The organism is Pseudomonas leptonychotis (assembly GCF_004920405.1).
Lineage (GTDB): Bacteria > Pseudomonadota > Gammaproteobacteria > Pseudomonadales > Pseudomonadaceae > Aquipseudomonas > Aquipseudomonas leptonychotis.
The window spans coordinates 537,806-556,376 of the sequence record NZ_RFLV01000001.1 but is presented as its reverse complement, the minus strand read 5'-3'; the positions used below and the strand labels follow the sequence as shown (position 1 = coordinate 556,376).

The 18,571-nt window shown below is 60.4% G+C and carries 13 protein-coding genes; 4 read left to right on the top strand and 9 right to left on the bottom strand.

The window, feature by feature from the left end:
* Positions 1–6: 6 nt before the first annotated feature.
* Positions 7–1,227, top strand: coding sequence for an exonuclease subunit SbcD (gene sbcD, locus D8779_RS02545; protein ID WP_136664412.1), 1,221 nt, complete (start codon positions 7–9; stop codon positions 1,225–1,227).
* The gene (locus tag D8779_RS02540; protein ID WP_136662893.1) at positions 1,224–4,649 is read left to right on the top strand and encodes an AAA family ATPase; all 3,426 of its coding nucleotides are present in this window, start codon (positions 1,224–1,226) and stop codon (positions 4,647–4,649) included. The genes sbcD and D8779_RS02540 overlap by 4 nt, the downstream gene beginning before the upstream one ends.
* Before the next feature lie 94 nt (positions 4,650–4,743).
* Here D8779_RS02540 and D8779_RS02535 read toward each other — a convergent pair whose 3' ends face one another.
* Together D8779_RS02535 and D8779_RS02530 are read right to left on the bottom strand one after the other, a co-directional pair.
* A complete protein-coding gene (locus tag D8779_RS02535) occupies positions 4,744–5,604 on the bottom strand; it encodes a poly(ethylene terephthalate) hydrolase family protein (RefSeq protein WP_136662892.1) in 861 nt (286 codons plus the stop codon).
* 102 nt (positions 5,605–5,706) lie between these two features.
* Positions 5,707–6,528, bottom strand: coding sequence for a helix-turn-helix domain-containing protein (locus tag D8779_RS02530; RefSeq protein ID WP_136662891.1), 822 nt, complete (start codon positions 6,526–6,528; stop codon positions 5,707–5,709).
* A 155-nt stretch (positions 6,529–6,683) separates the two neighbouring features.
* Between D8779_RS02530 and D8779_RS02525 the strand changes: the two genes are divergently transcribed.
* Positions 6,684–8,000, top strand: a complete 1,317-nt coding sequence (locus D8779_RS02525; protein ID WP_240789672.1) for an ABC1 kinase family protein — start codon at positions 6,684–6,686, stop codon at positions 7,998–8,000.
* On the opposite strand, the gene D8779_RS02520 is transcribed toward D8779_RS02525, so the two are convergent.
* Positions 7,997–9,139, bottom strand: a complete 1,143-nt coding sequence (locus D8779_RS02520) for an ABC transporter substrate-binding protein (RefSeq protein ID WP_167492520.1) — start codon at positions 9,137–9,139, stop codon at positions 7,997–7,999. The two genes, D8779_RS02525 and D8779_RS02520, sit on opposite strands and share 4 nt — an antisense overlap.
* 124 nt (positions 9,140–9,263) lie before the next feature.
* The gene (locus tag D8779_RS02515) at positions 9,264–10,052 is read right to left on the bottom strand and encodes a substrate-binding periplasmic protein (protein WP_136662889.1); all 789 of its coding nucleotides are present in this window, start codon (positions 10,050–10,052) and stop codon (positions 9,264–9,266) included.
* A gap of 216 nt (positions 10,053–10,268) precedes the next feature.
* On the opposite strand from D8779_RS02515, the gene D8779_RS02510 reads away from it, so the two are divergent.
* Entirely contained in the window at positions 10,269–11,636 is a 1,368-nt protein-coding gene (locus D8779_RS02510) for a choice-of-anchor I domain-containing protein (RefSeq protein ID WP_136662888.1), read from the top strand.
* Between the two features lie 216 nt (positions 11,637–11,852).
* On the opposite strand, the gene rlmF is transcribed toward D8779_RS02510, so the two are convergent.
* The 5 genes from rlmF to D8779_RS02485 form a co-directional block, all read right to left on the bottom strand.
* The gene (gene rlmF / locus D8779_RS02505) at positions 11,853–12,881 is read right to left on the bottom strand and encodes a 23S rRNA (adenine(1618)-N(6))-methyltransferase RlmF (RefSeq protein ID WP_136662887.1); all 1,029 of its coding nucleotides are present in this window, start codon (positions 12,879–12,881) and stop codon (positions 11,853–11,855) included.
* A 93-nt stretch (positions 12,882–12,974) separates the two neighbouring features.
* Entirely contained in the window at positions 12,975–13,538 is a 564-nt protein-coding gene (locus D8779_RS02500) for a VTT domain-containing protein (RefSeq protein ID WP_136662886.1), read from the bottom strand.
* A gap of 20 nt (positions 13,539–13,558) precedes the next feature.
* Positions 13,559–13,855: a winged helix-turn-helix domain-containing protein gene (locus D8779_RS02495; protein WP_136662885.1), complete on the bottom strand. Its 297-nt coding sequence runs from the start codon at positions 13,853–13,855 to the stop codon at positions 13,559–13,561.
* 66 nt (positions 13,856–13,921) lie between these two features.
* Positions 13,922–15,298, bottom strand: coding sequence for a sodium:proton antiporter NhaD (gene nhaD, locus D8779_RS02490; protein WP_136662884.1), 1,377 nt, complete (start codon positions 15,296–15,298; stop codon positions 13,922–13,924).
* A 376-nt stretch (positions 15,299–15,674) separates the two neighbouring features.
* Entirely contained in the window at positions 15,675–18,521 is a 2,847-nt protein-coding gene (locus D8779_RS02485; RefSeq protein WP_136662883.1) for a valine--tRNA ligase, read from the bottom strand.
* Positions 18,522–18,571 lie beyond the last annotated feature (50 nt).

Sequence of the window (18,571 nt, the reverse complement as noted above, 5' to 3'; positions counted from 1 at the left end):
CAGCCCATCCGAATCCTGCACACCTCCGACTGGCACCTCGGCCAGCACTTTATGGGCAAGACCCGTCAGGCCGAGCACCAGGCCTTCTGCGATTGGTTGATTGAACAGGTGCGCGCGCAGGCGGTGGATGCCGTGTTGATTGCCGGCGATATCTTCGACACCGGTGCGCCGCCCAGTTATGCCCGCGAGCAGTACAACCGCTTTATCGTCGAGCTGCGCGCCACCGGTTGCGAGCTGGTGGTGCTCGGCGGTAATCACGACTCGGTGGCCATGCTCGGCGAGAGTAAAACCCTGCTGGCGCAACTCGGTACGCGGGTGATTCCCGGCGTCTGCGAGCAGCTGGATGAGCAACTGCTGGCGCTACATCGACGCGACGGATCAGTCGGCGCGCTGCTTTGCGGCATTCCCTTTATCCGCCCGCGCGATGTGCTGCTCAGTCAGGCCGGGCAGAGCGCGCAGGATAAACAGCAGTCATTGCAGCAGGCGATTCAGCAGCATTATCAAAACCTCTATGCCTTGGCCGAAACCAAGCGTGGTGAGCTGGGTGGCGAGGTGCCGATTATTGCCACCGGCCACCTGACCACCGTCGGCGCCAGCGCCAGTGATTCGGTGCGTGAGATTTATGTCGGCAGCCTGGAGGCTTTTCCCACCAGCGCCTTTCCGCCGGCGGCTTATATCGCCCTCGGGCATATCCACCGCCCACAGAGGGTCGGTGGGCTGGAGCATATTCGCTACTGCGGCTCGCCGATTGCACTGAGCTTCGATGAGGCCAAGCAGCAAAAAGAAGTGCTGCTGGTCGAGCTGGATAGCAGTGGTCTGCGCCAAATCACAGTCTTGCCAGTGCCGCGCTTTCAGCCGTTGTTGTCGTTGCGCGGCTCGCTCAAGGAGCTTGAAGTGGCAATCCAGGAGGCATCCGAACAAGGCACTGCGCAGCAACCGGTCTGGCTGGAAGTGCTTGTGGGCACCGACGATTACCTAAGCGATTTGCAGCTGCGCATAGCCGCGTTGTGCGAGGGGCTGCCAGTCGAAGTGTTGCGCATCCGCCGTGAGCGCGGCAATGCCAGCGCTAGCTTGCAAGGCCAAGCCAAAGAAACCCTGGATGAGTTGAGTGTGGAAGAGGTGTTCGCTCAACGCCTGAGCAGTGAAGTGCTGGATGAGACCGAGCAGGCCAAGCTGCTGGGGCTGTATCAGCAGGTGGTGAGTGAGCTGCGCGAGGGCGACGCATGAAAATCATCAGCCTGCGCCTGAAGAACCTCAACTCGCTGAAGGGTGAGTGGAAGATCGACTTCACGGCTGAGCCCTTCAAAGACAACGGGCTGTTCGCCATCACCGGGCCGACCGGTGCGGGTAAGACCACGTTGCTGGATGCCATCTGCCTGGCGCTGTATCACCGCACGCCACGCATGAGCACGGTATCGGCCAGTGCCAATGAGTTGATGACGCGACACACCGCCGATTGCCTGGCCGAGGTCGAGTTTGAGGTCAAGGGCGTGCGCTATCGCGCCTTCTGGAGTCAACGTCGCGCCCGCGATAAGGCCGACGGTGCGCTACAAGCGCCCAAGGTCGAGCTGGCAGCGGCTGATGGGCAGATTGTCACCGACAAGATCAACGAGAAGCTGCGCGAAACCGAGCGCCTGACTGGGTTGGATTTCGAGCGCTTTACCAAATCCATGTTGCTGGCCCAGGGCGGTTTTGCGGCGTTCCTTGAGGCCAATGCCAACCAGCGCGCCGAGCTGCTGGAAGAGCTGACTGGTACCGACATTTACGGGCAGATTTCCCAGCGGGTGTTTGAGCAGACGCGTGAGGCCAAAGTCAGCCTCGATCAGCTGCGCGCGCGCGCCGATGGCGTTGAGTTGTTGAGCGATGAGCAGCGCCAGCAGTTACAGGCTGAAGCGGCGCAGCTAAGCGAACAGGAAACAGCGCTCAGCAGCCAGCATCAGGACGGCCAGCAACAGCGCCAGCAGGTGCTTGATCTGGCTAAAGCGCTCAGTCAGCAGCAGCAGGCGCAAGCTCAGGAGCAACGGGCGCGGCAAGCCCTGTTGGAGGCTCAGCCGCAGTTGCAGGCACTGGCCGACAGCGCGCCAGCGCTCAAATTACAGCCCGTGCATCAGGCTTGGCAGCAGGCTCAGCAACAGCGTGTGCAGCGCGAGCAAGAGTTACACAGCGTTGCCGATGCTCAGCTGCAAGCCCAGCAGCAGGTGGCCGAGTATGTCTGGCAAGCCAGCCAGATCAGCCAGCAGCTGGTGGCGGTCAGGCAGACCACAATTGCCCAGCTCAGCGAACAGCAACAACGCGTGCAAGCGCAGTTGGAGCAACAGCCGCAGCGTGCTCAGTTGGGTGAGCAACTGGGCGTCTGGCGTGAGCAGTTTGCCGCGCGTAGCCAGTTGGCCATGTCGCTCGCTGAGCAATTGGCCCGGCAGCAGCAACAACAGGACGCCGGCGTACAACTGGCGCAACAACTGCAGCAGCTGCAAACACAGCTGACTGAGGCCGATGCGACCTTTGCCTCGGCGCAGCAGCTTGAGCGTGAGCAAACGGCGTTGCTGGAGCAGCTACTGGCCGGTGAATCTGAGAGCGCCTTGAATGAGCACTGGCAGCGTCTGGTCGGCCAAGGGCATGTGCTGGAGCGTCTGGAGCAGATTGCCCAGCAGCGCCAGGCGTTAGCCAAGCAAGCCGCGCAGCTGGGCAGTGACGTGCTGGAGCAAGAACAACAAAAGACTGCCCAAGACCAGGCCCTGGTCAGCCTGCGCGAGCAGTACCGCGATGTGCAGCAGCAAGTGCGCGACAAGGAAACCCTGTTGCAGCAGGAGCAGCGCATCCAAGCGTTGGAGCAATACCGCGAGCAGTTGCAGCCCGAGCAAGCCTGCCCGCTCTGTGGCTCGCTGGAACACCCGGCGATAACGGCGTATCAGGCGTTGGATAGCTCGGCGACCGCCGCCACGCTGGAGGTCAAGCGCGAGCAACTGAAGGCGCTGGGCGAGCAGGGCGAAAACTTACGCAGTGGCGTTGCGACCCTTAGCGAACGGATCGATCAGCAGCGCCAGCAGGCGCAACGTCTGGAGCAGGAGCGTGGGCAACAGGCCGAATTATGGCAACAGCAATGCGCGCTGCTTGGCCAGGACCTAGCCGATGCAGCGGCGCTGCAAGTCTGTAAGCAAAGTCATGTGCAGCAGGTGGAGCAGTTGCAACTGCGCCTGGCCCAGCTGCAGCAACACAAGCTGGCCCTCGATAGCGCACGCGCGGCGACTCAGCAGGCGGAAAAAAGCCGGCAGGCGCTGAGTAGTGAGCAGGCCTTGCTGCTGAGTAAGCAGGAGAGCAATCAGAGCCTGCAGAACGATATCGCGGCGCAGCTGCAACACCTACAGCAACAACAGCGCCAGCAGCAGGCGCAGCTGGCAGAGGTGTTGGCGCAGTTCGGTTACAGCGTGCCGGAGCAGGGCGATGACTGGCTGCGCCAGCGTGAGCAGGAGTGGGCGCAGTGGCAGCAGCAACAGCAGCAACTCCGCGAGCTTGCGCAACAGCTGCGCGATGAGCAGCACGGCCTGCTGGCCAATCAGGATGTTGCCGCGCTCTGGCAGCAACGCTTGCAGCAACAAGCCGCGCCTGCCGAGTCTGCGCTGCCAATAGCGACGGATGCAGGTGAGCGTTTGCTGACCGCTCAAGCGGGTTACGACAGCAGCGTGCAGGCGGTCAGCGCCTTGCAGGGTAAGCAGCAGACCCTTAGCGAGTTGCTGGCTCAGGCGCAAAAAAGTCTGCTTCAGCTGCAACACACTTGGCTCGAAGCACTCAACCTAAGCCCCTTTAACGATGAGACGGCCTACTTGGCGGCGCTGCTCAGTGACGAGCAGCAAACGCAATTGAGCGAGCTCAAAACGCGTCTGGAAAAAGCCCTGACCGAGGCCCACGCCTTGGCTCTGTCCAGCACGCAACAGTTGGCGCAGCTCCAGGCGCTGCCGCACAGCGCGCTGAGCCTTGAACAGCTGGATGAGCAGTTGCAGGCCTTGGCTGCGCAGTTGCGAGCGCTGACTCAACGTCAGGGCGAAGTTCGCGCCCAGCTGCAGGGCGATGACGAACGTCGCCAGGGCCAGCAAAGCCTGTTCGCGGCTATCAGCGCCAAACAGGCTGACTACGATCTTTGGCAGCAGCTCAACAGCCTGATCGGCTCAGCCGATGGCGCCAAGTACCGCAAGTTCGCCCAAGGACTGACCCTGGATCACCTGGTCTACCTGGCCAACCAGCAGCTCGCGCGCTTGCATGGCCGTTACCAGTTGGCGCGGCGCAGCAGTGGCGAGCTGGAGTTGGAGGTGATCGACACCTGGCAGGCCGACGCTGCGCGCGACACTAAAACCTTGTCGGGCGGGGAAAGCTTTCTGGTCAGCCTGGCACTGGCGCTGGCCCTGTCGGATCTGGTCAGCCATAAAACCAGCATCGATTCGCTATTCCTCGATGAAGGTTTTGGCACCCTCGACGGTGAAACCCTTGAGGTGGCCCTGGATGCTCTGGATAACCTCAATGCCAGCGGCAAGATGATTGGCGTGATCAGCCACGTCGAGGCGCTCAAGGAGCGCATCCCGGTGCAGCTGAAAGTGCATAAGGGCGTGGGCATGGGGTATAGCGGTTTAGACAAGCGCTTTGCCTTGGGAGCATGAGGTGTCTGGTCGGGCGCTGGTAGCAACGGTATGCCCGGTAATCCGCAGTTAATTAACCGCGGATTACGCCAGAGCTGATGTCTATGCCCGTGCTTTAACGCACATATTCGAAACGGGTGAACCAGTCTTCGGCCAGGTGTTCGCTGTGCGCGGCGCCGTCCAAGTAGGTGGCATAGGCAGTGTCACCATTCAGGTACAGCTTCATCCAGGCGGTGATCAGGGTTTTGAAGCGCGCGTGGCGGGTGGCATTGCCGCTATTGATCCAGTCGAGGTGCGAGGCGCTTCTGAAGGTGGTCAGCGCGCGGGTGACGCTGGTCGGCATTGACTGGTAGTAGCTGGCGACCACCGAAGGATAGGAAACGGTGTCGTTGGCGCCGGCCTGGATCAGGGTCTTGGCGCTGATGTTCGAGTAGTTGGGTGAACTGAAGCCGAGGTAGGGGGCAAGGGGGATAGCCGTTTTGATCTCAGTTTTGAGGTCGGCTGCTGCCAACAGCGCGCCACCGCCACCCATGGAAAAGCCCATGATACCCAGTTTGTCGGTGGCCACCTTACGGTAGATCGGCGAGCTGCTGCGTGCGGTTTCCCCTTTGAGCTTGCTGATGCCGGCCTTATGGGCGGTCTGCCAGCCCGGTGGTGTGCCGAATATATTTTTCGGCGTCATGGTGATGACGATATAGCCGTGGCTGCTCAGGTGGTCGGCCAGCCAGTACATTTGTTCCTTGGTGTTGCTGTAACCACCGGTCAATGTGGTGGCCGCATAACTGCTGGCGCTCAGGCCGCAAGGGTAGGACACCCGCGCAGATGAGTATCCGGTGGAACTGAGGCCGCTGGTGTAGGAGCACACCGAGTCGGCACCTGGGCTGGCAGGGGGCAACGCGGCGGTGGCCGCGCTGCTGCCCAGCAGTAAGGCAGCACACAGGGCTAAGTTGGACCTTTTGATCGATAGAGAAGGCATGGTGTCTCCAGGCGTTTTTTATTGTTGTTGGGCAGGTCCGCTAACGCACAGATTGCTGCCGGCGCTGGTGTGACCTGCCATCAAGCTAACCCCTCGATAGACCTAGGGCTTGAATGAATTGACTGTCTTTACCGAGACATTTTCGACAAAAACTTGCAGCCCGGCGCTGGGGCGAACAAGTGCCGAAGGCTGGATGCCGAGGATGGCGCGATAGGTGCGAGTGAAGTGCGCGGCATCGGCGAAGCCCGCTTCCAGCGCAGCAGAGGTGACGCTGTTACCGCAGGCGATACGCTGAGTCGAAAGAAACAGCCGATACCAAAGGCGGTAGCGGCGAATCGGTATGCCTATCTGCTCCTTAAACAGCGTGACCAGGCGTGAAGTGGAAAGCCCGACCTGCTGGGCCAGGCTGTCGACGCTGAGGTTTTCCTGGGTGCTGGTCTTTATCCGTTGCAGGGTAGCGAGAATGCGCGGGTCGCAGCGAAAGGCCGCGCGTGCGACCAGCTCGGGTGGGTTCAGCCAAGCGTCCAGTTGTTGGTACAAGACCTCGGGCCGCGCCTGGCCGTGGTTGACAGTGTCAAAGGCATTGATTAGCAGGCGCTCGTTGCTCAGGTCGCAATAGGCGGCCTGCTCCTGACGGCTGGCCAGTTGACGCAGTACGGCATGATCGAGGCCGGTGACGTCCAGGTGACAGTCCGCTACGCCCAGTCGGCCACTATCAATCGTGCCTTGCCAGCCCACCGGCAGCAGCAGGCTGCGCGAGGTGGAGTCTTGCTGCTGCGAACGGTGACGGAAACGGATATCGCCCTGCAGGCCGATCAGCAACCGCGATGCGGCGAGAGACAGCTTTGCTGGAGAATGCAAAGGGCCGAGGTAGAGGGTACGGCGCTCCCAGAGGTAGAGCCGTTGCGGCAAAGAGGCAGTCATGCTGTTAGCTTTAGCGCTGAAAAACTGCAGAGGGTAGTCGGGTTAGGCTGTGCTGCCACTCACCCATACGGGGGGAGTCATCGAGCTGCGTATAACGTCCAGTTAGTGGTGAGCAGCTGGGCCGATGCGGCTGGTGTGCGCAGGTTGGCAGGTGCATGATCGCGCTTCGTCTCGATGAGAATTACCGCATGCCCAAGCCTCCCGCCACTCCACCTTCCGCTTCCGCGCTCGGGCGTTTTCTCACCTTGGCGGGCACTGCCACGCGTATTGGCGGCAGCGTGCTGGGCCAGCGCCTGCTTCCCGGCCGTGCAGTTGACTGGCAGCCGGTGGGGGCGTTGCTCACGGATGTGCTGGGTGAAATGAAAGGCCCGGTTCTCAAGCTGGGGCAAATGGCCTCGCAATGGCAAGGTGTGCTGCCTGAGCCAGTGGCCCGTGCACTGAGTTCGCTGCAGAACCGCGTACCGGCCTTACCCTTCAGTGCGCTGCGCGGGCATCTGCAGCAGGTGTATGGCGCGGACTTGGGGCAATTCTTCCTCAGTATCGACGAGCAGCCCTTTGCGGCGGCCTCCTTAGGTCAAGTGCACCGCGCTGTGGCCTTGGACGGACGGGCGCTGGTGCTCAAGGTGCAATATCCAGGCATCGGCGAAATCTGCCAGGCCGATTTGCAGCAGCTAAAGCGTTTGTTGCCGCTGGGGCGTTTATTCCGAGCGCCGGCCGCGCAGCTTGAGGGGCTGCATCAGGAGCTGGCTGCAGTTATCACGGCTGAGCTCGACTACCCGGCGGAGATGCGCCGCTTGCAGGCATTTCGCGCGCATTTCGCCGACTGGCCAGGTTTGCGCCTGCCGCAGCCGCAGGAAGACCTCTGCCGCCCTGGCGTATTGGCACTCAGCGAGGAGCCCGGTTTACCCTTTGCCGAAGTTGCCCAGGCCAGTGCCGAAGTGCGTGAGCGGCTGGCCTTGACGCTGGTGCGCTGGCTGAGCGCCCAGGCCTTCGAGCTGGGTCTGCTGCATGCCGATCCGCATCCGGGTAATTTTGCCTACACGGTTAGCGGTGAGTTGGTGGTGTATGACTTTGGCTGTGTACAGGCCCTGTCTGCGCCGTTACTGGCGGCTTACGTGCAAACCTACAAGGCATTGCAGGCGCGTGATGGCGAGCAGTTGGAGCGGGCCTTTCAAGCACTCGGTACGCGCCAGCCGCAATCGACTATCCCCTATGGTTTTTACCGCCAGTTGCATGGTTTGCTCGGGCCGCTGGTACAGCCTGGAGTGCACTGGGATTTTGCCGCGAAGCCGTTGCATGAGCAGGTGCAAAAGCTGTTGCCGGACGTTTTCGGTGCCTTGGGTAGCCTGCAACCGGCGCCCGCGACCTTGCTGGTTAATCGCACGCTGGAGGGCCACTACTGGAACCTCAGCCGCCTTGGCGTAGCCCTGCCAGTGGCGGACTTGCTCCAGGAGCAACTGACCGCACGCTAGTGCATGGTCGTGGCGGGTACGGCTTGGCCATTCTCGATACGGGTAAGAAATACCGCACTTGAGCCCTGATGATCTGTGCGTGAAAACGCGATCTCGAACGCGCCGAGGTCGGTGTTCATGTGTTCGAGCGCGTCGAGGAAACTTTGCCGAGTAGGCTGTGCACCGGCGTTAAGCAGCGCCTGGGTAAATACCGCCGCCCCGATATAGCCCTCCAATGAGGAGTGATCAAAGCTGCCGGGGTGCATATCCGCTTGATAGGCCTGCACCAATGCACGTGAGGTGTCATGGGGTGAGGGCACAACTTGGCTGATATAAACCCCATCACCGTCTTTGCCCGCCTCACGGATAAACCCCGCCGTGCCGATAAACGAGACGCCAATAAAGCGCGTGTTGAAGTTCAACGCTTTGGCCTGCTTGATGGCTGCTGATAGTTGCCGGTATGTGCCAGCAAAGATAATCGCCTCCGGCTGCGTAGCTTGCAGCGCCCTAACAGCCCCGGCCACATCGAGTGAATTGCGCTGGATAAGGGCTTGCGCATGAATCTTCAGGTTACGTTTGAGCAGGGCGCCGTTAAGGCCGCTTTTAACTGATTCGCCGTAAGAGTCGTTTTGCATCAGGATGGCAATCTTGTTGAGTTTGAGGTCCTGAGTCATGCGCTCGACCAGGTGCTCGGTTTCGTCGATATTTGACGCGCGAATCGTGAAGACGCCAGGCTTTGTCGGGGTGCGTAGAAATTGCGCCCCGGTAATGGGGAATAAGTAGGGCACCTGTGCGCGCAGGGCCAGTGGCAGCGCTGCGCGTGAGGTGGGCGTACCTACATAGCCAAGTAACGCAAATACCTGCTGCGTGCTGAGCAGGTCGCGTGTATGAGCGGCGGTACGGCTGGGTTCGTAGCCATCGTCCAGGCTGATTAGGCTGATGCGCCGGCCGTGCACCCCGCCCTCAGCGTTGATGCGTTTGAAGTAGGCCTGTGTGCCGTTGCGCATGCTCAACCCCAGCGCCGCGGCAGGGCCACTCTGCGCATTGACCATGCCGACACGGATTTCATCCACGCTCAAGCCAGGTTCTGCGGCGACAGACAAGCCAGACGCCAACAGGCAACTGACCGCCAGGCCGCGCAGCAGATGTTGAAGTGTCATCAATAGGCTCCTTGCCATGACCGTTGGCCGTAGAGGAGCAGGGCTTGTCTGTTTTTTATGTAGGTCTGCATTAGATTCCCCAAAACACTGTAGCCAGTTGCCTATCAGAGACGGCGGTATGTACTTACTTAGGGGGATCTGATGGCTCGGGTTGGTACTTGCCTTGCTGCAGATCCTCAAAATAACGCTGGTAACGACCGCTGTCGCGATAGCGTTGCAAGCGCTTATTGAAACGATCAAGCAGCGCCGGGCTGCCTTCTAGGCTTTTGGGCAACATCAGGTAACTGAGGTTAACCAGCAGTGGTTTCGGGTGGTGGGTGATCTTGGCTTGGTCTTCAGGGCTGAAGTGGCTGCGCAGTGCGGCGTAGCCCACATTCATCTCCTGCGGGTAGAGGACTACACGTTCTTTGAGCAGTTTTTCGAAGTTTTGTTGGTCGCTGGAAACGCGCTCCATCCTCACCTTGCTCTCAGCGAGAAAGGCATCGAAATCTGGGCCGTAGCTGTATTTCAGGCCCCCGCCCAGCTTCATGCCGGTGAGGTCATCAAAAGTGTTCCAATCGAAGGGGAGGCTTTTTAGGTGAAAGAACACGAATTCTTCATTGAGCAGCGGTGCGCTGAACAGAAAATCGGCTTCTCGCTCGGTCTTGTGCATCCATACGGCGCTGGCGTCGAAACGGCCAGCAGCGGCTGCCGAGTAAGCGCGTGGCCAGGGCAGAAACTGAAAGGTGACGCGGTAGCCTTCATCGGCCAGCAGGTCGCTGATCAGATGGGCGATTACACCGTTGTGTTTCAGATCGCTAGACAGGTAGGGCGGCCAGTCGCCCACACTGATCTTTAACTCCGGCTGTTCGCTGGCGTGTACGCATATTCCAAGTAGCAAGCACGCTGCGCCGAACAGGATTTTCCACTTCATTCAACGACCTCAACTAGCCCCGCACGGGTTATGCCGGCGCGCTTGGCGACTATTAATACCATTGCCGGGGTAGCGGGTGCATCCCGTGGGATGGCAAGTCGGTTGTAGTGGCTGCGGCCAGCCACTGCCACGCATGCTTCATTAAAGCGTCACCTAGGGCGTGAAGACTGCTGCGGATTTGTTCAATCCCCATGTCTTTGCATAAGGATAGTTGCTGTGCTGCGAATTCCTACGTTGTGTGCGCTGTTTGCCTTGGCTCCGTTGGCCTGCGCGTTTGAGCTTAAACCGCTGGCGCTTTACCAGAGCGGCTTTGCCGCCGGTACTGAAATTGTCAGTGTGCAAGCCTCTAGTCTGCGAGTGATCGTATCCAATAGCGCCGAAGGGCTAGTGGATATTCTCCAATTGGATCCTGCTAAGGGGCTTCAACGTATCGCTCGGCACAGCTTGGTGGCACAAGGAGCCGGGGAAATTACCTCGGCTGCCTTTCATCCTCAGGAGGATATGTTCGCGGTCTGCGTGCGCGACAGCGATAGCCTGAAAAATGGCCGCGTCGAATTTCGTGCGGCGGCCGATGGCAAGTTGTTGAAGTCCGTCGAGATCGGTATCTGGCCGGACAGTCTGGCGTTTTCACCCACCGGCGACTTCGTCGTGGTGGCCAATGAAGGCGAAGGTTATGTACGTGATGGCGAGGGGTTTCGCAGTGGCGAGGGGTCTATCAGCGTGATTGACCTGCGCGGTGGCGTTGCAGCGGCCAAGCACAGCGTGATCCGCTTACCGGACCTGGCGGGTGTTGAAGGCGCGACCCAGAGTGAGCATCAACGCCTGTTGGAGCGGATGATCGGCGTTGAAGAGTTGAAGGTGCCGTTCGGCACCAGCCCTGAACACATTGAGCCGGAGTACGTGACCTTCAGTCCCGATGGTCGCCGCGCTTATGTCAGCCTGCAGGAGAACAATGCGATTGCCGTGATTGATGTGCAGCAAGCCAAGCTGAGCAAGGTGTTTGGCCTGGGCACGGTGCGCCATGCCGCCGATATTCTGGATGACGGCAAGTATGACCCGAGCGCCGAACTGTTTGCCTTGCGTGAGCCTGATGGCTTGGCCGTGAGCGCCGATGGCCGCTTCCTGATCAGCGCCGATGAAGGCGATAGTGACCCTAAAATTGCCAAGACCAAGGCCGGCTTGCCCAGCGGCGGTGGGCGCACCGTCAGTGTGTTTGATGCCCTGAGTGGCCAGTTACTTGGCGACACCGGCAGCCAACTGGATGACATGGCAGCCAAGGCCGGTGTTTACCCGGATGTGCGCAGCCCTAACAAGGGCAGCGAACCAGAAGGCGTGGTGAGTTTTGATGCCTTTGGCAAGCGTTTGGCGGTTGCTACCTTGGAGCGGGCGGACGCCCTGGCGCTGATTGATCTGGATCAGCCGGCGCAACCTACAGTGTTACAGGTAGTCGGGGCAGGCGTGGGTGCAGGTTCCGGCTTGCTGGCTCCAGAAGGCCTGGCCTATGTCGAGAAGGACGGTCGACACTTCCTCATCACAGGCCTGGAGAAGAGCGGCAACGTAGCGCTGTTTGAACTGGTCAAGTAATGCCGTGAACGACGGGTAGGGTGGGTTAGCCGCTACATATAACCGCAGACATGCGGCTATATCGAAGCGGCGTAACCCATCGCTTACAGCGGTAGGCGGCATGGGTATTACGAGGGGCATCCATGTTCCTCGCCCTACGGCTGTGAAGTCTGTGCAGTACGGCATCCTGCCGCTTTGTCGCTGCGCTCAGGCTAGGACCCCGTCCCATCCTACGATTTATTGCCAGCGGGCTTGGCGCCAAGCCTGTTGCTGTTCTGGCGACTGGAAGGTCCAGGCGACGAAGCGGCTTTGCTTCTGCCCCTGGGCCATTTCCACGGTTTGCACCTGCAAGGCACCCGCTTGTTTTAAGGCGGTGTAGACGCCGGGCAGGTTGCTGGCCTTGGAAATCAGGCTGCTAAACCACAGTACTTGCTGACCGACCTGCACACTCTCCTTGATCAGCGTGCTGACAAACGCCGCTTCGCCACCTTTGCACCACAGTTCCGCCGCCTGGCCACCAAAGTTCAGCACGGGCAGTTTGCGCTTGGGGTCGAGCTTGCCCAGGTTGCGCCATTTGCGTTTGCTGCCGCTGCTGGCTTCCTCGGCATTGGCGTGGAAGGGCGGGTTGCACAGAGTCAGGTCGAAGCGTTCATCGTTGTTGAGCAAGCCTTGGAAGATATGCGCGCTGTCGCGCTGCTGGCGCAGTTCGATGGCGTCACTCAAGCCCGGATTGGATTGCACGATGGCCGTGGCCGAGGCGATGGCTTCGGCGGCCGTGTCCGAGCCAAGAAAGTGCCAGTCGTATTCGCGGTTACCCAGCAGCGGGTAGATGCAGTTGGCTCCCACGCCTACATCCAAAGCGCGCACCTTGGCGCCGCGCGGAATCTCACCGGCATTGCTGGTGGCGAGCAAGTCGGCCAGGTAATGCAGGTAATCGGCGCGGCCCGGAATCGGTGGGCAGAGGTAATCCGCCGGAATGTCCCACTGCGCGATACCGTAAAACTGCTTGAGCAGTGCCCGGTTGAACACCTTGACCGCCGCCGGGTTGGCGAAATCGATGCTCTCATTGCCGTACGGATTGATGATCACGAAGGCCGCCAACTCGGGGCTGGCCTTGATCAGCGCCGGAAAGTCATAACGCCCTTGGTGGCGATTGCGTGGGTGCAATTGGCCTTTGCCGGCATCCGGTTTGGTCGCCGCAGGCTTGCTTGCGACAGGGCGCGGTGCGGTGGGTTTACGGCTTGGGCGTTTCGGCGGCAGGGACATGGCAGGCGGATCACAGGCTTGGGGCGCGAGATTTTCCCACAGCTGGGCGCAGGTTGCTTGCCGACAATCTGTAAACGCTCAGTATCAGACAGGTTAGTGGGCAATATTCAGCAGCATCGCCAGGTAATCGAAGAACACGCAGTACAGGGCAATTGGCAGCGGTAGGCCGAGCAGGGTGCCGAGTAGGTAAGTACGAAAGCGAACACCGGAAAGGGCTAGCGCGTAGTTCAGCGCCGGCACGGTTTGAAACAGCATGCGCAGGACGATGATGCTGGCCAGTGGGCGCCGATCAAGCCCGCCCAGCAGACGCTGCGCCAGGCGGTTGTCCAGCTCGCGCAGGGCGTTGCCGCCTAAGTAGCGAATGGTGATGAACGTGAAAATGCAGGACACGCAGGCCGCGACGTAGGTGGCAATACCGCCATACAGCCGGCCCAGGGCCAGCACCGAAGCGGCAAGAAACACCCAGCCGGGAATCTGGATCAGGTTGCCGAGGGCAAATAACAGGGTAAACAGCAGCAGGCCGACGACCGGGTGCATCAGGATGAGGGCTTGCAACGCCTCTAGACTGAATTGCGCGCGGATGCCCAAGGCTTCGAACAGCACGAACAAGCCCAGCAGAAACAGGATGACCAGTAACAAACGGTGCGAGCTGCGCATGGCGGTCTCGAGGGCGTAAATCAGGGGTAGTCGAGTGTGGCTTTGATCTGCGCCAGGTTGGCGGCAATCCACTGTGGGTTGATCGCGCCCCAGTTGCGAATCACATAGTGGCCAGCATTGTTGCGCTCACCGGCGTCTTGCTCGAACACGCAGTCGATATCCAGTTCGGCCAGGGCCGTTAGGGTGTCTTGAGCGGTACGCCGAGGCATGCCGGTGGCGTCCATCAGCGCTGGCACGCTGCAAGCTGCGCCGCTATCGATTAACCAGGCCACATAGAGGCGGCGGTAAAAGCTGGTTTTGGTTTTGCTGACATCCATCGCTGCTGTGCTCCTGCGTCAGTGCGGCGCGCTCTGAGCGAGCGCGCCTTCCCAGAGTGAAGGCGTTCAGCCCAGCGTGGCAATGCCAATATAGGTCGCCGCGCCAGCCATGTAGCCGATAAAGGCCAGCAGGCTGATCTTCTTCAGGTACCAGATGAAGTTGATCTTCTCCATGCCCATAGCGGCCACGCCGGCGGCCGAACCGATGATCAGGCAGCTGCCACCGGTGCCGGCGCAATAGGCGAGCATTTCCCAGAAGGTGCCGTCGACCTGGAAGTTGCTCAGCCAGGCGGCATCGCTGCCGGCCAGCGCCAAGGCTTCCGGGCTTACCAATGGATACATCTTCATGGCACCGGCCACCAGTGGCACGTTATCGACTACCGATGACAGCAGGCCGATGGCGATGTTGATGGCATACACGTCGCCCAAACCTTCGCGCAACAAAGTGGCCACTTGAGTCAAATGGCCGGCGGTGGCCAGGCTGGAGACCGCGAGCAAGATGCCGAGGAAGAACAGCACGCTGGTGGTGTCGATGCGACGCAGTACGCCGACCACCGAGAGCGGGTGCTTGTCTTCATCGTTCTTGCCACGGTGGATGATTTCGGTCACCACCCAGAGCACGCCAAGGCCGAGCAGGATGCCCATGTAGGGGGGCAGGTGGGTCACGGTCTTGAATACGGGAACAAACACCAACGCCCCGATACCGAGAATGAATACCAGGTTGCGCTCAAACGGCGTGGTTGGGTCGCGGCGCTCTTCGGCGGAAGGCTTGACCTCGGCGCGCTGGATTTCACCTTTCATAGTCACGCTGAGGATTAGCAGTGGCACCAGCATGCAGACCAAGCTTGGGATAAACAGATTGACCACGATGCCGCTGGTGGTGACCTGATTACCGATCCACAGCATGGTGGTGGTGACGTCACCAATCGGCGACCAGGCGCCGCCGGCGTTTGCCGCGATAACCACGATGCCGGCGTAGAACCAACGTTCTTTCTGATCGGAAACCAGCTTGCGCAGCAGCGAGACCATAACGATGGTGGTGGTCAGGTTATCCAGTGCGGCGGAGAGGAAGAAGGTAATCAGCGCGACGGTCCACAACAGGGTGACGCGTTTGTTGGTGCGGATGCGGTCGGTGATGACCTTGAAGCCCTCGTGGGCGTCGATCAGCTCGACGATGGTCATGGCGCCCATGAGGAAGAACAGAATCTCGGAGATTTCGCCCAGATGGTGGCGCAGTTCCGTTGTGACGTGATGGCCATTGCTGCTGGCGCCGGCAGTGCCTGAACCAATCAGCGGCAGAATAGTGTCTGCACCCAGTACCAGCAGGGTCCAGCAGATAACGGCGGTGAGAATCGCCGAGGCCGCTTTATCGATTTTCAGCGGGTGTTCGAGGGCGATACACAGGTAACCGAGGACAAAGATCAATGCCATCAACGCATACATGGTCAGACTTCCATTTGCAGGGCTTTTTTATTGAATTAGAGGTGCCGGAGGCTTTTGATGCGCAGCAGAAGATGCCTGAATTACGCAGGAATTGGCAGCGGATTTATAGCGCAGCCGCTTAGGGTGAGCGTCAATCAGCTTTTTCTGGCTACTGTGCTGAGTGCTGCCGCGCCCTGATTTCGCGGGGTTGGCTGCTTTGGCAGCGCTGCGCCGCGTGGTTATGCGACAGGGCGTCGCGCCCGCTATGACTGCATCGAGAGATTAATCGTGTGGGAGGGGCTTTAGCCGCGACGGCGCGGTGATCGTGGCTAAAGCCTCGCCCGCAAAAAACAAAGCCCGCGCCTGTGAGGGCGCGGGCTTTAGGTGTTGCTAATGGTTAAAGTGCGGCGATTTTGCCGCGCTGCTCAACCATCTTGCCCAGTGCTTGCTCAGCCTCGGCCAGCTTGGCGCGCTCTTTATCGAGCACTTCGGCTGGGGCTTTGGCGACGAAGCCTTCGTTGGCCAGTTTGCCGCCGACGCGCTTGACCTCGCCATCCAGACGGGCGATCTCTTTATCCAGGCGCGCCAGTTCGGCGTCCTTGTCGATCAGCCCGGCCATCGGCACCAGCACCTGCATGTCACCGACCAGCGCGGTGGCAGACATTGGCGCTTCTTCGCCGGCTTCGAGTACGCGTACCGACTCCAGCTTGGCCAGCTTGTTTAGCAGCGGCGCGTTGTCGGCCAGGCGGCGTAGGTCTTCCGCGCTGGCGTTCTGCAGGATGATGTCGATGCGCTTGGCCATGGAGATTTTCATCTCGCCACGGATCTGGCGCAGGCCGAGCATCAGCTGCTTGACCCACTCGATATCGCCTTCGGCAGCGGCATCGATGCGGCTCTCATTCGCTACCGGCCAGGCCTGCAGCATGATGGTCTCGCCTTGCTTTTCACCTTGGGAGACGCCGGCTTGCGCTTTGATGCGCTGCCAGATTTCTTCGGTGATAAACGGCATAAACGGATGCGCCAGGCGCAGCGCCACTTCCAGTACACGGATCAGCGTGCGGCGGGTGCCGCGCTGGCGTTCGATGGACGCGTTCTCGTCCCACAGCACCGGCTTGACCAGCTCCAGGTACCAGGCGCAGTACTCGTCCCAGATAAACTCGTACAACGCATGCGCAGCCAGATCGAAGCGGAAGGCGTCGAGCTGACGGGTCACTTCGGCTTCGGTGCGCTGCAGGGCGGAGATGATCCAGCGATCCACCGAGGACAGCTCGACTTCCTCACCGTTAACGCCAGTGTCCTGGCCGTCGGTGTTTTCCAGCACGAAGTTGGCGGCGTTCCAGATCTTGTTGCAGAAGTTGCGGTAACCCTCGACCCGGCCCATGTCGAACTTGATGTCGCGGCCGGTGGAGGCCAGCGCCAAGTTAGTGAAGCGCAGGGCGTCGGTACCGTAGGCGGCGATGCCGTCAGGGAATTCCGCTTTGGTCTGCTTGGCGATCTTCTCGGCGAGCTTGGGTTGCATCAAGCCGGTGGTGCGTTTTTCCAGCAGGGCGTCGAGAGTGATGCCGTCGACGATATCCAGCGGGTCGAGCACGTTGCCCTTGGACTTGGACATCTTCTGCCCTTGGCCGTCGCGCACCAAGCCATGCACATAGACGGTCTTGAACGGGATCTGCCCGGTCAGGTGGGTCGACAGCATGATCATCCGGGCGACCCAGAAGAAGATGATGTCGAAACCCGTCACCAGCACATCGGTGGGGTGGAAGGTTTTCAGGGCGTCAGTCTGCTCGGGCCAGCCGAGGGTGGAGAAGGTCCACAGGCCGGAGCTGAACCAGGTGTCGAGGACGTCTTCATCCTGGCGCAGGTTGGCGTCGCCGAGGTTGTGCTCAGCGCGAACTTCCGCCTCGTCACGGCCGACGTAGACATTGCCGGCATCGTCGTACCAGGCCGGAATACGGTGGCCCCACCACAGCTGACGGCTGATGCACCAGTCCTGGATGTCGCGCATCCAGGAAAAATACATGTTCTCGTACTGCTTGGGTACGAACTGGATTTCACCGCTCTCGACCACGGCGATGGCTTTCTCGGCCAGCGGCTTGGTGCTGACGTACCACTGGTCGGTCAGCCACGGTTCGATGATGGTGCCGGAGCGGTCGCCTTTCGGCACTTTCAGCGCGTGCGGTTCGATGCTTTCGAGCAAGCCGGCAGCTTCAAACGCAGCAACGATTTGCTTGCGCGCTTCAAAGCGGTCGAGCCCGGCGAACTGCGCCGGCAGGCTGCCGTCGAATGTGCTGTTGACGCTACCGTCGATGTTGAACACTTGAGCTTGCGCCAGTACCGCGGCGTTCTTGTCGAAGATGTTCAGCAGCGGCAGATTGTGGCGCTTGCCGACTTCATAGTCGTTGAAGTCGTGGGCTGGGGTGATTTTCACGCAGCCGGTGCCGAATTCGGGGTCGCAGTAGTCGTCCGCGATGATTGGGATGCGGCGGCCAACCAGCGGCAGCTCAACAAAAGTGCCGATCAGCGCTTGGTAGCGCTCGTCACTCGGATTTACCGCGACGGCGCTGTCGCCGAGCATGGTTTCCGGGCGCGTGGTGGCGACAATCAGGTAATCCTTGCCGTCGGCGGTTTTGTTGCCGTCGGCCAGCGGGTAACGCAGATTCCACAGGCTGCCTTTCTCATCGTGGTTTTCCACTTCAAGGTCGGAGATCGCGGTGTGGAACTTGGTGTCCCAGTTGACCAGGCGCTTGCCGCGGTAGATCAAGCCGTCTTTATGCAGGCGCACGAAGGCTTCTTTAACCGATTCGGACAAGCCTTCGTCCATGGTGAAGCGCTCGCGCGACCAGTCTACCGAGCTGCCCAGGCGACGAATCTGCCGGGTGATGGTGCCGCCGGACTGTTCTTTCCATTCCCAGACTTTTTCCAGGAATTTCTCGCGGCCCAGGTCGTGACGGCCGACACCTTCAGCAGCAAGCTGGCGTTCTACTACCATTTGCGTGGCGATGCCGGCGTGGTCGGTGCCCGGCTGCCACAGGGTATTGCGGCCCTGCATGCGACGGAAACGGATCAGCGCATCCATGATCGAGTTGTTGAAGCCGTGACCCATGTGCAGGCTGCCGGTGACGTTCGGCGGCGGGATCATGATGGTGTACGGCGCGCCTTTACCCTGCGGGGCGAAATAGTTGTTCGCCTCCCAGTTCTGGTACAGGGCGGTTTCAATGGCGTGCGGCTGGTAGGTCTTGTCCATGCGCGGCGGGACCCTTATGACGGCTAGACGGAAAAGCCGGCAAGTATAGC